This is a genomic window from Candidatus Methylomirabilota bacterium (assembly GCA_035764725.1).
Classification (GTDB): Bacteria; Methylomirabilota; Methylomirabilia; order Rokubacteriales; family CSP1-6; genus DASRWT01.
Map to the genome: position 1 here is coordinate 1 of DASTYT010000142.1, position 13,528 is coordinate 13,528.

Genomic DNA, 13,528 nt, shown 5'->3' on the forward strand with positions numbered 1-13,528 from the left:
CGGCATTCGACGTCGCTCCCACCATCGTGGACTTGCTCGGAGGCCGGCCCGCCGGGCCCATGAGCGGCAAGAGCCTCCTGTAACGAGCCGAAGGCGCCCGGGCTTGGCGGATGGCCCGAGGTGGTAGTATCGTCGTGTCGCGCGCGTACCGGCTGGACACGCCGGGGTAGCTCAGTGGCAGAGCAACTGATTCGTAATCAGTAGGTCGCGGGTTCAACTCCCGCCCCCGGCTCCACTGTTTTTGCGTACCTGCAGGCCATCACTCGGTCCGGAGTCACCTTCCGGCGATCACCTGACAATCACCGGTGGCGGAGCACGACGTCGTCAACGTCGCGGTGCTCGCAAGACGGGGCCACACGCCAAAGCGCTGACGATCCGGCGAGCCGCTCTATGCGTTCTCCGGTGCGGGTACGATCCGCGCGGTAGTCGCGGGCGCAGTCGCGCAGCAAAAGGTGTGGTGGCCCCAACGGGATTCGACTCTACGCCCTCGTGCAGGTCTCGACGGAGCGCGCCGCTGCCGCGGCGACACGTCGGCGGATGCGATAGATGCGAAGCGTCAACGCCAGCATCCCGAGGCCGACACTTGCCCAGAGCGCTGTGTGCCAAGGCGAGAACGGCAGTCGCCCTTGCCATTCGGCTGCCACGACACCGGACATCAAGACGAGCGACGTCCATTGCGCCTCGGAGAAGCCCCGCCAGTAAGGCCGGCCATAATCGGCGCGAACTCGCTCCAGCCAGAAGCGCGCGGCCGCATAGCCGACGACGTACCACGACAGCGCCGTTCCCGACGGCAAGGCCTGAAGGAACAGCACGGAGCCCATGACTACCAGCAGGACGACAACAAACGCCTCGAACAGCTGGACGGGCAGGAGCCGGACGCCGACGAGGTGCCGGGGAAATGCGCCGGCCGCGTGTTCCTCGCCGTATTCCACGCCCCAGTGATGCGGCGTCCCGTAACAGCATCCGACCATCAGACAGCCGACCCGGCCGAACGCCAAGAACGTGCCGAGGGCGAGCGCCATCACGTCGAGATGCGCGCGCACCGGCCAGCCGAATGCGGCCAGCACCGCGCCCGAGGCGGCGAGGATGGCCACCTCGTGGTGATAGTAGATGAGGGCCTCCTGGCCCACGATCGCCTTCGTCACCAGCGCGAGCGCGAGGAACACGCCGATGCCCGTCACGAGGAGCGCGCCATTGGCGGCATGCGACAGCCCTGAGTGGGCCGCGAGGACGGTCGCCAAAGCCGTGGCCACGCCGAGGCCGGCCACGCCACACACGCGATAGCTGGACCGCCGACGGCCGAAGAGCAGCAGCCGGGGCCGCGGTCGCCACCGCGACGCCATCGTGCCGAGCGCCGCCACTTTGCCGCCCATGCGCGTCCCGACGGGCTACCGGCCCGTCATCTCGGCGACAATCGTGTACCCGCCGCCGCTGAGTCCCTCGATGCTCTGCATGACGTGGGCCACGACGAACTCGCCGGGCCGGGCGGTCGCGGGGACCGTCAACTGGAGCGTCAGTCGTCGCTCCTCGAAGGCGTTCATCCGGGTCTCGTGCAGCGTGACGGCGTCGCGCGTGTCAACGACCTCGCCGAAGCGGGCAGGCCGGTCGGCCGCGAGCAGCATCTGGCCGAAATGGCTGTTCCCGTCGCGGGTCGGGACGATCACGGCGTCGTCGGACAGCCTCGAGTCGATCCGCGGCGCGCTGCGCGCCAGGCGGCCATCCGCAGCGACGTCGTGGACGATCTCGCCGTCGACGCCCCGCGCGCGCGCCGCGCGGCGGCGGTAGCTTGTCACCTGGTCGACGACGTCTCGATGGGCCATGGTCCGGCTCGCCCGCCGGCCGATCGCGACATGCTCGACGCGAACGGCGATCGTCACGCGCGCCGCCGTTGCCGCCGCGTTGTAGACCTTCAGACGGTAGTGCAGCGGCTGGCCGGCCACGGCCGCGACCACGTTGACGTTCCGCTGCCCGACGTGACGGTCGAGGCGCGGCTCGAAGGGCAGGGCGATCGGATCGTCGATGTCGGCGGAGGCGTGGACGACCAGACACTCGTGGCCCAGGAACTGGGGCACCCACGGCACGGGGCACCGGACGTCCTTCGACTTGTGGTACGGGATCTCGACCCAGGTCGAGCCGAGCCAGTTCATGCTGCCCGGACCGATCGACGGCTCCATCCAGAACACGTCCACCCGCGTGGGTCGCGCCTGGGCCTTGCCGAGATTGAACACCCGCGCGTGCACGAAATTCGGCTCGCCGCCGACGGGATTCCCCAATGGATCGCTCGACTCCACCCAGATGTCGGGAGAGGCCCAGAAGACGGTGTTGTCGGGAATGGGCCGCCAGCGGCCGTCGTCCGTGCCCGTGTAGCGGATCACGAGCCAGGGCGTCCAGACGCGGCGCGCGTCGGCGGAGTGACCGCCTCGTCGCCCCCCTTCGCGCGTGGCCGGATCCCGATGCTCGTCCTCGCGGCGCGGCTCGCGCCGCTCGCGGTCGTCGCCGACCATGGTCACGCCTCCGGTTCCACGTCGACCGCGCCGGGATCGTAGCCCGTCTTGAACTTCCACGTGAGCCAGGCGAGCCCCCGATCGGCGTCGAGGTTCCAGTTCGGAAAGCGCGTGTCGATGTCCCGGAACAGATCGATGGCGTTGGCGACCACGCTGCCGAACCGGGCCGGCGTGTCCTCCGCCCCGTGGCCCGCGAACAGCCCCGGTCCCCCCCGCTTGACGGGGCTGATCCCCAGCGGATTACCGGGATCGTCGAGGAAGAACGACGGAAAGGCCTCCGCGTGATAGGCAGTCGTCCCCGGCGTCTCGAATCCCGGCTTCGTGGCGTCCGGATCCTTCTCGAACTCGTCGAAGATCTTCAAGAGCACCAGACTCGCCGTGGGGTCCTCGTCTGGCTTCAGCGTGATCCAGGGCCGCGAGGGAAAGGGGCTGCGCAGGCGCGATTTCACGAGGTTGCGCGCCGACTCGAGGGGCTTGTTGGACCCGAGGAGGGCCAGCGCCTGCGCGTCCTCGGCGAAGACCTTCGGATCCGGGTACGCGAAGCCGGTGAGGGCCACGAGCCGCTGGAACCCCGCCATGGCGTTGTGGAGGTACTCGCGGTTCCAGTAGATCTTGCACCGTACGTTGTCCCAGTCCACCGAACCGGTCTTGATCTCGTCGGTGATGATCGTCGTGATCGTCCCCGAGGGCGACATGGGGATGAGTCCGCCCAGGATGCCGAAGATGATCGCGCAGGTCAGGGCCGTCTCGTCGACGTCTTCGTCGATGTTCGCGGGCGGCGGGCCCGTGGGATTGCCGAACTCGTCGGCCTTGAAGGGATCGAGCTCCGACTTGTCCTTGCCGCAGTTCCCTGGCGGCTGGGGCTCCTTCGGGCGGCACCCGAGCACCCCCAGCACGACGCCGCTCGTCTGGAACCACAGCATGAGCCACGTCATGCAGTAGGCTCCGTTCAGCGACGCCGCCGAGAGGCCCTCCGGCATCGCCGCCCCGAACGTGGCTTGCACGACCTCGAACCAGCGCTGCGCGAAATCGTCCGGGACCACCGCGGGGAAGGGCTGCGCCGTCACCACGAGGTTCAGGGCCGCGATCGGGTCCATCGCGTCCGTGGGGCCCAAGTTGAGCTTCCGCTGGAGGTTCGCGTCGCACAGGGTTGGCCACCAGTCGTAGGGCGGAGACGGCACGTCCGCGGGACCCATCGTCGGGCGCGGCGTCTGCTCGTAGTAGCCGTACACCCAGGCGTCAATGTGGACGCGGATGAAGCGCTGGCGCCACCACTGCGTCCGGAACGGCCCGCCGACGATCGAGTTGATGAAGGGGCTACCGCAGACCATGCAGGTGTAGCCGACGAGGTAGCCGAAGGCGTACGCGCGCAGCCGCGCGTCCCCCGTCGCGTTCGCTTTGTCGAGCAGGTTGCGCACGAAGGCGCCGGTCTTGCGCCAGTGCAGGACGTCGCGCGCCTGCCACTTCGCCGTGGCGGGGATCGGATCGGTGGCGGCGGCGGTGTTGACGACCGGCCTGAGGTCCTTCGCGATCCATCCCGCGATCAGCTTCGCCTTGAAGATCAGCTCCTGGACCAGCACCTTCAGGTTGTCGGCGGTGGCCTTCATCTGATCGGCTTCGCCGGAGTCCTGGAGATCGACCAGGGCCTCGGCGTCCTCGTCGGTCGCGATCGTCGCCAGCTTGTTGAGGCTGTCGCGCACGCCCGTCAGCGTCGAGATGAACCCCTTCCGGCCTTCCAGGTCGGCCAGCAGCTGGAAGATGTTCTTCCAGATGCGGGTGTAGTTGGTCAGCGGCTCGGCCCCCGGGGCGGGCGGATCGGCCGGCAAGAAGTCGCCGATCGACGCGCCGATGACGCCCAGGTGCGCGTAGCCGGGGTTGGCGCGCATGACGTCCGAGATGTGGTGCATGTTCTGCTTGTCGAGCTCGTCGAGCGTGAGCTCGAGCGCCCGGAACAATGTCGGGATTCCTGGCATGCGGCTAGCCCTTCATGCGTGAGAGGGAGCGGACTCGAACGCCGGCACGGCGGGCGGCTCCACCGCCGTGCGGGCGGCCGCGGGGCGGAGCAAGAGCACGGACGGCAGCTTGGGATTCACCAGTCGCAGGTAGAAGTAGCCCGTCCCCGCGAGCCCGACCATGAGCGCCGGCGTCGGCCCCGCCGCGCCGCACGGCCACGGTCGCGCGCCATCGCCATAGCGCTCGATGCCGAACCGGGCGACGTCGGCGGCGACGCGCGGCCCATCGGGGAAGTTCTCGGGGAGGATGTCGGTGCCGGCAGCGACGATCTCCGCGTTGCCGGCGAGGCCGTGGCAGAGCGAGAAGTTCGTCGTCCGCCCGCGCACCGCGCTCTCGGTCAGCGTCCGCGTCGTCTGCAGGGCAACCAGGGCGTCGGCCTTCCACCGCTCGTCCCCGGTGATCTGGTAGGCGCGCAGCCGGGACATCGCGACACCCGGCGCCCCGTGACACCACATCGAGCCGCACGGCAGCTCGTCGCTCGGCCGGACCCCGCGCGCCGGGTAGCCGCGCAGGTCGGGCCAGTTGCGCGCGCCGGCGGCGAACCAGCGCCGCTCGTACGCGAAGCCGAGCTCGGCGGCCCGGCGGTAGCGCCGGTCCCCCGTGGCCTGCCACAGCTCCATCAGCGCGCACGCGATGCCGGCGGCGCCGTGGGCGAATCCCGTGAGGTTCACCTCGCGGGCGCGATTGGTGGTTTTCCAGGACCAATCGCGCGCGCGCTTGGTCGCCCGGGCGAGCGTCGTCTCGCCCAGTCGGATGGCCGCCTGGGTCAGCCGCGGCTCCCCGAGGACCTCCCGCAGCCCGAGCAGGCCGACGATCGCGCCCGCGGCCCCCGCCATGTGGTCCACGTTCGCGACGGCGGCGTAGGCAGGCTCGAGGCGTTCCAGGAGCTGGCGCGCGCGCGCGAGCAGCGCGGGCTCGTTCAGGGTCACGCCGACGCGCACGGCGGCGAACGCGATGCCGATCCAACCGGTGAAAAGGCCCACGCGATCGCCGGCCGCGATGCCGTCGGCCTTCCAGAGCGCCTGCTCGATCGCCCCGAGCGCCGCCCGGCGCGCCATGGTGTCGCCCGTCGCGGCATACAACTCGGCGAGAAACCAGGCCACGCCGCTGGTCCCGGCATAGAGATGCGGGTCGAGCGCTGCGGTGCTCGTGCGTCCGGTGGCGTCCACCGTCGCCCCCATCCAGTTGCATCGGCGTTCGCTCCACCGCGCGGACCGCCAGATCTCGCGGCCGATGCGGTGGGCGGTGTCCAGATACCGCGCGCTGGGCGCCTCGTCGCCCCCGTCGCGGGGCGAGCGCGTCCAGGGCAGGGCGACGAGGGGCGGGCGCCGCTCGTCGAGCGCTGCGAGCTCGTACGCGTCCTCCGAGTCCGGATTCAGATACGGCCGGGCCAGATCGATGCCCTCGTCGCCGAACCGCTCGACGACCACCCGAAGCCGATCGTGCACCGACGTCTTCCCGAGCTCGTAGGCGCGAATCAGCGCGTCGGCGAGGAGCAGACAGCGGTGCTCGCCGAAGCTCAGGCCGTTCCCGGGGTCCTCCGCCAGCCCGAGCCCCGGCGCGAGCGGCTTCGTCAGCGCCGGGACCGGCGCGCGCAGGCTCGGCGCGAGCTCCCCGTGCAGGCGCTCCAGCGTCCGGCGCGCTGCGGGGTAGTCTCGCTGTCGCAGGTAGAGCACCCCGGAGTCGCAGCGGGAGAATCGCGTCAGCTGAGTCACCACCTTGAGCTGAAACGGCAGCCCGGCGCGGTTCAGCAGCCGGGTGGCGCTCCGGGTGAGATCGACCGCGCCCTCGGCCGTGACGTTCCAGTACAGTCGGACGACATCGCGCCACGCGCCGTCCGGCAGCCATGCGTCGCCCATCGCGACGTAGCAGCCCGGCGCGCGGCCCCGCAGCTCCTTAGGCATGCGGACACTGACCAGCTGCCCCACCGTCCACGAGGCGTTCTCGGGCAGCCGACAGTCGGCCGGGCGCACCCGGATCGCGAGCCCGCTGCGACCGACGTCCGCCCACGCGTGGTCGGTCCGGAGCACCTCCCAGCCGGGCTCGAAATAGCCGGCCCCGCCGTTCGCCTCCGACAGCCGCTCCACGAATGCAGTCACCTGGACGCGGGAGACCGCCTGGTGCTCCGCCTCGAACGAGGGGTAGGCCGCGGCCTTGCTGTAGAAGTTCGCGTACAGCTGATCCTGCAGGCTGGTGAGAACGAAGGCGCGGGCCTCGCTCGGCGTCAACCCGCGCCGGAAGCGACGCCTCAATTCGGGGGATGCCCGCTTGCCGAACCAGAAGACCTCCGAGGCAGAGCGGAACCGCACGGCCCGGATGGCCGTCTCGAGCTGCTGGCGGTAGGGACTCATGGGCTAGGCGGGAGTGGCTCCGCAATGCCCAAGAGAACGCCGGCCGCCTCGAGCGGCCGCTCCACGACGTTCGCGCTCAGCTGCAGCATGTAAACCACGCTCGCGGCGAGTCGGGCGGCCCCCCGCATGTCTTCGTACGCAGCTTGCACGAGGCGCGCCCCGGCGTACTGGACACATCGGGCCAGCCAGTCGGTAGCCGTGGCGCGATCCAGCTCCATCCGGCGGACGTACGCCCGCCAGAACGCTCGCATCGCGGGCTGCATCGCCCGAAGGGGATGGCGCGCGAGCGACAGGAACTCCGCCGGCGCGGTGTTGGCCGTCACCGGCGCCGAGAGCAGCCACGCGCTGAGGCAGTCGCTGAACACCGTCCCGACGTCCCAGCGCGGATCGCCGAGGCCGGCCATCTCCCAGTCGACGAACTGGACCCGCGGGCCACCGCCGGCGGTTCGATGGACGACCTGACAGTTGTCCCACCGCAGATCGCCGTGGATCAGGCACTCCGGCCGCCATTCCTGGTCCAGGCGATCGAGCACGGCGGCGAGCTCGTGACTCTGTTGAACGACCGAGATGAGTTCGAGGCTGGCGGAGCTGGCCGTCGCAAGGGTCTCGATGCCCGGCCGATGGAGCAGGAGGAACCTGGCGGCGTGACCGGGGGCGGCGTCGTCATCGCGCCCGTCGGAGGCGGCGGATCGGGTCAGGGCGTGCAGCGTGCCGAGCGCCTGGCCGAGCGCCGTCCCAATGTCGGCGGCCACGCGCCGCGTGCGCCACTGGTGCTGGAAGAGGCTCTCCGCCTTCGGGATCAGCTCCATCACCAGCGTGCGCTGCGCGCTGTCGTACAGGCGGCACTGGGGCACGAGCTCGGCGAGCGTGGTCGCGTCCGGGTGGGCCGCGAACCACTGGTAGAGCCGCGCCTCGTGGGCGACGGTGCCGGCCGTGTCGGTGTCGCGTCCCTGCTTGAGGAAGTAGCCGGGCCCCGCCTCGCAGAGCAGCTTGAAGTTGTGATTGCGCCGCGACACGTCGACGACCTGAAGATCCGTGTCGGCGACGAGGCGGTCGTCGAGCAGCCCGCGCTCGAGCAGGTAGGGCACGACGGTCTCGACCGACAGCATCGCAGCTGCTAGGAAACCGCGTCGGCGTGAGACATCAGAATTTACAGCACCCCGGTGTGGAGCATTGCTGGGGGTTCGGACACGAGGGTCTCCCGTCGGTCCAGTTGGAGGCCCCCTCGGGCTTGGGCTGCTGCTTGTCGCCGTTACAGTCGACCAGGCTGAGGCCGAGCAGACGCCGGATGGTGTCGGCCTCGTTCGCGCGCCGCAGATGGTCGAGCAGCCCGCCCTCCAGGAAGTCGGCGGGGACGGCGGCCACCACGGCCATCGCTTCCTCGACGCGCGCCTCACGCTTGACCCAGGCGATCACGCGGCCCTCCGCGACACGCTCGGAGCGGATCGTCTCCGCCTTCGGAAACTCCAGATACCGCCCGAAATTGCGGGTCAGATAGAGGCGCCACTTCCCCGCGTCCGGGCTCGGTCCGAGATGAATACCCTCCAAGGCCATCACGCCCTGTTCGGTCATCACGCACTCTCCTCCCCGAGCGGCGAACATGAGCTACTTGCCCCGCGCGCGCGACCGCCTACGGTCCTCGTCGGACCAATCGGCTTCATCGGTCGCGCGATCAATTGTGTCGTGGTCGCGCCCACCCTCTCACGGCTCATGCGCTTGCAATGGTAGCAGACCATCGCACTCAGGAGTAGAGTGCCGTCAACACCAGCGCGCCCGTCCTTAGCTCAGGAACCACGTCATATGAGGCGATCGTGATGTGCAGTGCGGTGAACCATGGCCCCAACTCCCGCCCCCGGCTCCACCTTCACGACCGCTCCCATCCTCCGCATGACCGACGGGGAGGGCAAGACATCAATGCGAGTCCGCGCCTTTGGCCTCCTGACCATCGCGGTGATCCTTCTTATAGCTCCCACGGTCGCGCGAGCACAGATGAACGTGAATCAGTACAGCGGGCTGTCGGACAGCGAGCGAGCCCTCTACATCGTGGGGCTGATCGACGGATGGCGCCATGCCGTCGACGTGTTGAAGGGGTTGAAGGAGAGCGACACTACGGTGCGGTTCTTCGGCAAGATCGTCGACTGCACTGGACCAATGACACGGAGACAGGTGCTCGACATCGTCGACAAGTACGTCCAGGCTCATCCGGGAGAGTCGAACTGGAGCGCCCTGAGCCACGCCTACCTTGCGCTTGATAGCGCTTGCACGCGCTGAGCCTTGAGCGCGGCCTCGCGCACCGCGGCGGCCTCCGCGCGCAGATCGGTCGCCCGCCGTTCCTGCACGAGCAGGGCCGCGCGCATGGCCTCCACCTTCGTCGCCGCCGCGTCCGCCGCTCGTGTTTTCGCCTCCGCGACCCGATTCAGCGCTTTCGCCTCGCGCTGCGCCCGCTTCGCGACCTCTCGCACTTCGCGCTCTGCCTGACGCTGACGCCGCCCGTCCGCCGGGCGGCGCTCCTTCCGCGCCTTCGCGCGCGGGGACACCGCCGGGATCGGCCCCTTCGCCAGGATGTCGAAGCCGGCGGCGCCTCGCTCCTCCGTCAGGCGGCCGGCGAGCAGATCGGCGCGCAGGCCCCGGTCCGCGACGGATGCGATCAGAGTGTCGTGGAGCCGGCGCTCCAGGGCCGGTGACAGAGGGATACGGGCAAGCCTGAGTTTTTCCGAGGCGCCGCGCATGAGGGGCGCGATCGCGGCGCGGAGGCGATCCATCGCCGGTCGGAAATCACGCTGCCCAAGCTGAGCACGACGGAGATCGGTCACCGCGTCAGCCAGCGCGTTGACCTCTCGGGGCGCGCTCGCGGAGTTGTTCAGCGCCCAGACCACGGGGCTCGGGCGGCGCAGACGTCGAACGCGTCTCGCCTCCGCGACCTTCCCGTCCTTCAGGAGCTTGGCCGCGATGGCATTGCGGGCACTCACGAAGTCGCTGGGCGGCACGGAGCGTAGGTGGTCTGCTGAGTCGCCCGTCTTCATACTTCTTACTCCTCCTAAGGCTACGGATATAACCCAAAGGTCTTTGGTTGTATTGACGCGGGTAACCTTGACCCACCGCTCCCCACACTCCGATCCTATCGCGGGCGAAACCTCAACCGGGAGGAACCGCGATGGAACGACGTCAATGTTTGCGCGCGCGGCGGCGGGAGGCGGTAACGCTGTCGGGCGCGCAAGGGTGGATGTTCCTCCGCTGCAAGTGGGAGGGCAACCGCGTCCACGTCGTGTTCGACTCGCCCAACGTCAGCAACGTGTCGCTGCGTCCGGACAGCCACCAGCTGATCGCCGCCTCCTTCAACAAGACGTCGCCGGCGCGGCGGGAATCTCCGTGAACCAGGGCACGCGCCTGATGTTCCAGGGCTGCACGGCGTCACCCGCGCTCGCGCAGGCGATCGTGTTCCGGGCGGGCTGGGGCTCGACCCTCCTCGGCTGCAACTTCAAGCTGAGCCAGGTCGCGGGGCTGAACTCCGGCATCACCGTGATCCCGACCGGCTCCCTGACGTAGGTCGACTCCCCTCTCCGCTTCGGTCCGTATAGAATGCCGCCATGCCGGCACGGACGGGTGACGACTACCTCCGCGGGCTGCGGGAGCAGGAGCGGCAGGTCTGGCTGCGCGGCGAGCGCGTGAAGGACGTGACAGCCCACCCGGGGCTGGCAAGCGGGGCGCGCGCGATCGCCGCGCTCTACGACATGCAGCACGAGCCGGCCCGGGGCGACGAGATGACGTACGTGTCGCCGTCGAGCGGCGAGCGCGTCGGGCTGTCGTTCATCATCCCCCGCACCCGGGAGGACCTCGAGCGGCGCCGGGCCATGATGCTCCGCTGGGCGCGCCACACGTGCGGGATGATGGGCCGCTCGCCGGACTTTATGAACGTCACCTACGCGGCCTGGGCGGGGGCGGCCCCGTACTTCGCGCAGAACCGTCCCGAGTTCGGCGAGAACATCCGCCGCTACTACGAGTACATCCGCGAGCGCGACCTCACGCTCACGCACGCCCTCATCAACCTGCAGCGAAGCCGCAGCGCAGCGGGTCTGAACCTCCAGGAGGGTACCGCGCTGTCGGTGGTGCGCGAGACGGACTCGGGCATCGTGGTGCGCGGCGCGCGCATTCTCGCCACCCTCGGACCGCTCGCCGACGAGATCGCGGTGTACTCCCCGCGCATGAGCGACATGACGCGCGGTCACAGCCCCTTCGCCCTGAACTTCGCCATCCCGTGCGGGACGCCGGGGCTCCGGTTCTTGTGCCGTGAGAGCTTCGACCTCGGCCGCTCGCACTTCGACCACCCGCTCGGCTCGCGCTTCGAGGAGATGGACTGCGTCGTGTTCTTCGACGACGTCCCCGTCCCGTGGGAGCGCGTGTTCCTCCTCGGCGACGTGAACCTGATCAACGGGACCGGCGCACGGACGCACTCGATGGCGCACACCGCCCATCAGGGCGCCGCGAAGAACATCGCCAAGTGTGAGTTCGTGCTCGGCGTGGCCCTACTGGTGGCGGACACCCTTGGCAACGCGCAGCTCCCGCATTCCGAGGAGCGCCTCGCCGAGCTGATGCAGTACACCGAGCTGATGAAGGCGTGCACGCGGGCCGCCGAAGCCGACGCGCAGCTCGACGAGTGGGGCGTGATGTGCCCGGCGGAAGTGCCGATCGAGATGACGCGTAACCTCTTCATGACTGCGTATCCGCGGATGGTGGAGATCCTGCAGCTCCTGGGCTCCAGCAGCTTCATGATCATCCCCACGGAAGAGGACATGGGCGGCCCCCTCGGCCGGCACATCGAGCAGTACCTGGCCACCGACACCACCGCCGCGCGCGACCGGGTGAAGCTCTTCCGACTCGCGTGGGACATCGCCGGCACGTCGTTCGGCAGCCGGCAAGTGCTCTACGAGCGGTTCTTCGCTGGCGATCCGCTCGCCCGCTCCCGGTTCGTGAGCGGCATCTACCCGAAGGGCGAGGTGATGGAGCGCGTGCGGGCCTTCCTTCGCGACGAGCCGGACGGCGGGTCGGGGGGCTCGGGGTAAGGATAGAATAGCCCGGGCCGCCGGGTCTCCGACCCAAGCCCCGGCCCCGAGGAGATAACGCCATGAGCCTTCGCGCGGCCGCCGTCGTCGTGACGCTTCCCCTCATCCTCGCGGGCTGCGCGGGCACCGCGAAGGTGGCGCGCCCCGCCGATCTCACCGAGGTCACCGTGGTGGAGGCGGCCCGCCTGATCCGCCAGCGCTCGGTGACGAGCGCCGAGCTGACGGAGGCCTTCCTGGCCCGGGCCGAGGCCAATCCCGACCTCAACGCGTTCATCACGCTCGATCGCGCGGGCGCGATGGCGGCGGCGCAGAAGGCGGACGAGGCGCTCGTGGCCGGCACGAGCCGCGGGCCGCTCCACGGCGTGCCCCTGGTGGTGAAGGACAACACGCACGTGGCCGGCCTGCCGAACACGGCAGGGACCCCGGCCCTCCGCGCGTTCGTGCCCAAGGAGAACGCGCCGACCGTGCAGCGGCTCGTCGACGCGGGCGCCGTCATCCTCGGCAAGACCAACATGCATGAGCTGGCCTTCGGCATCTCCGGTTACAACGAGGGCTTCTACACGAAAGCGCCCATCGGTACGCGCAACCCCTACAATCGCACCCGCATCGCCGGCGGTAGCTCGAGCGGCACCGGCGCCGCCGTCGGCGGGCGGCTGGCGCCCGGCGGTCTCGGCAGCGACACCGGCGGCTCCGTGCGCATCCCCGCCGCGCTCACCGGCGGCGCCGGCCTGCGCCCCACCCTCCTGCGCTACGACCAGGCGGGCGTCACGCCGATCGCGCATTCGCGCGACACCGTGGGGCCGATGGCGCGGACGGTGGCCGACGTCGCGCTGCTCGACTCGGTGATCACGGGAGGTCGCCTCGCGACGCCGGCGCCACTCAGCGGGGTGAAGCTCGGAGTCTATCGCGCCTACTTCTTCAAGGACCTCGACACCGACACCGAGACGGTGACCGCGGCGGCCATCGCCAAGCTGCGCGCAGCCGGCGCCACCATCGTCGAGGTCGACATGCCCGATCTCCAGAAGCTGAACGACGCCGTCAGCTTCCCGGTGGCGCTCTACGAGGCCTATGACGATCTCAAGGCGTATCTCGCGCGGTATCAGGTCGGAAAGACGGTGGAGCAGGTGGCCCAGGAAATCGCGAGCAAGGACGTCAAGGGCACCTACGACGGCCTCGTCGTGCCGCGCAAGCTGCCCGCGCCGAACGGCGTGGTGGACGCTGCGCCCGCCTACAGGGCGGCGATGGAGCAGGGACGACCGGCGCTCGCCCAGTACTTCGCGGACGCGTTCCAGAAGAACGGCATCGACGCGCTGCTGGCGCCGACCACGGCGCGCGTGGCCGTCCCGCAGGGCGCGGACGCGAGCAGCCTCCCCACGTTCCTTCTTTTCATCCGCAACACGGATCCCGGCAGCAACGCGGGCGTCCCGGGGCTGACGGTGCCGGCGGGGCTCGGGCCGACCACCCGCCTGCCCGTCGGGCTGTCGCTCGACGGCCCGCGTGGCAGCGACGAGCGGCTGCTCGCCATCGGGCTCGCGATCGAGCAGGTGCTCGGCCGCATCCCGCCGCCGCCGCGGTAATGATTCGAGGCTCCGGCCCCCTG

The 13,528-nt window shown here is 69.9% G+C and carries 12 protein-coding genes and 1 tRNA gene; 6 read left to right on the forward strand and 7 right to left on the reverse strand.

Annotated elements, in window-relative coordinates:
• Nucleotides 1-160: 160 nt before the first annotated feature.
• Nucleotides 161-235 (forward strand) — tRNA-Thr (locus VFX14_23195).
• A gap of 244 nt (nt 236-479) precedes the next feature.
• Here VFX14_23195 and VFX14_23200 read toward each other — a convergent pair.
• From VFX14_23200 to VFX14_23225, 6 genes are read right to left on the reverse strand one after another with little or no spacing between them, the layout of a single operon-like run.
• Nucleotides 480-1,361, reverse strand: coding sequence for a prolipoprotein diacylglyceryl transferase family protein (locus VFX14_23200; protein HEU5192597.1), 882 nt, complete (start codon nt 1,359-1,361; stop codon nt 480-482).
• Between the two features lie 27 nt (nt 1,362-1,388).
• Entirely contained in the window at nt 1,389-2,504 is a 1,116-nt protein-coding gene (locus VFX14_23205) for a hypothetical protein (protein HEU5192598.1), read from the reverse strand.
• A 2-nt stretch (nt 2,505-2,506) separates the two neighbouring features.
• Nucleotides 2,507-4,477 carry a hypothetical protein gene (locus VFX14_23210; GenBank protein HEU5192599.1) on the reverse strand — a complete coding sequence of 657 codons (1,971 nt, stop codon included), beginning with the start codon at nt 4,475-4,477 and terminating at the stop codon, nt 2,507-2,509.
• A 12-nt stretch (nt 4,478-4,489) separates the two neighbouring features.
• On the reverse strand, nt 4,490-6,868 hold the full coding sequence (locus tag VFX14_23215) for a lanthionine synthetase LanC family protein (protein ID HEU5192600.1): 2,379 nt from the start codon (nt 6,866-6,868) through the stop codon (nt 4,490-4,492).
• Nucleotides 6,865-7,977 carry an aminoglycoside phosphotransferase family protein gene (locus VFX14_23220; protein HEU5192601.1) on the reverse strand — a complete coding sequence of 371 codons (1,113 nt, stop codon included), beginning with the start codon at nt 7,975-7,977 and terminating at the stop codon, nt 6,865-6,867. Before VFX14_23220 ends, VFX14_23215 begins: the two co-directional genes overlap by 4 nt.
• Nucleotides 7,978-8,011: 34 nt before the next feature.
• The gene (locus VFX14_23225) at nt 8,012-8,440 is read right to left on the reverse strand and encodes a hypothetical protein (protein ID HEU5192602.1); all 429 of its coding nucleotides are present in this window, start codon (nt 8,438-8,440) and stop codon (nt 8,012-8,014) included.
• 315 nt (nt 8,441-8,755) lie between these two features.
• On the opposite strand from VFX14_23225, the gene VFX14_23230 reads away from it, so the two are divergent.
• The gene (locus VFX14_23230) at nt 8,756-9,139 is read left to right on the forward strand and encodes a hypothetical protein (GenBank protein ID HEU5192603.1); all 384 of its coding nucleotides are present in this window, start codon (nt 8,756-8,758) and stop codon (nt 9,137-9,139) included.
• Here VFX14_23230 and VFX14_23235 read toward each other — a convergent pair.
• Nucleotides 9,106-9,891 carry a hypothetical protein gene (locus VFX14_23235; protein ID HEU5192604.1) on the reverse strand — a complete coding sequence of 262 codons (786 nt, stop codon included), beginning with the start codon at nt 9,889-9,891 and terminating at the stop codon, nt 9,106-9,108. The genes VFX14_23230 and VFX14_23235 overlap by 34 nt on opposite strands.
• 131 nt (nt 9,892-10,022) lie before the next feature.
• Between VFX14_23235 and VFX14_23240 the strand changes: the two genes are divergently transcribed.
• The 4 genes from VFX14_23240 to iaaH all read left to right on the forward strand — a co-directional run bounded on the left by VFX14_23240 (nt 10,023) and on the right by iaaH (nt 13,505).
• Nucleotides 10,023-10,241, forward strand: a complete 219-nt coding sequence (locus VFX14_23240) for a hypothetical protein (GenBank protein ID HEU5192605.1) — start codon at nt 10,023-10,025, stop codon at nt 10,239-10,241.
• Nucleotides 10,238-10,414: a hypothetical protein gene (locus tag VFX14_23245; protein ID HEU5192606.1), complete on the forward strand. Its 177-nt coding sequence runs from the start codon at nt 10,238-10,240 to the stop codon at nt 10,412-10,414. The genes VFX14_23240 and VFX14_23245 overlap by 4 nt, the downstream gene beginning before the upstream one ends.
• Before the next feature lie 41 nt (nt 10,415-10,455).
• Complete coding sequence (gene hpaB / locus VFX14_23250) at nt 10,456-11,928, forward strand: 4-hydroxyphenylacetate 3-monooxygenase, oxygenase component (protein ID HEU5192607.1); 1,473 nt, start codon at nt 10,456-10,458, stop codon at nt 11,926-11,928.
• Between the two features lie 62 nt (nt 11,929-11,990).
• Nucleotides 11,991-13,505: an indoleacetamide hydrolase gene (gene iaaH / locus VFX14_23255; GenBank protein HEU5192608.1), complete on the forward strand. Its 1,515-nt coding sequence runs from the start codon at nt 11,991-11,993 to the stop codon at nt 13,503-13,505.
• Nucleotides 13,506-13,528: the final 23 nt, after the last annotated feature.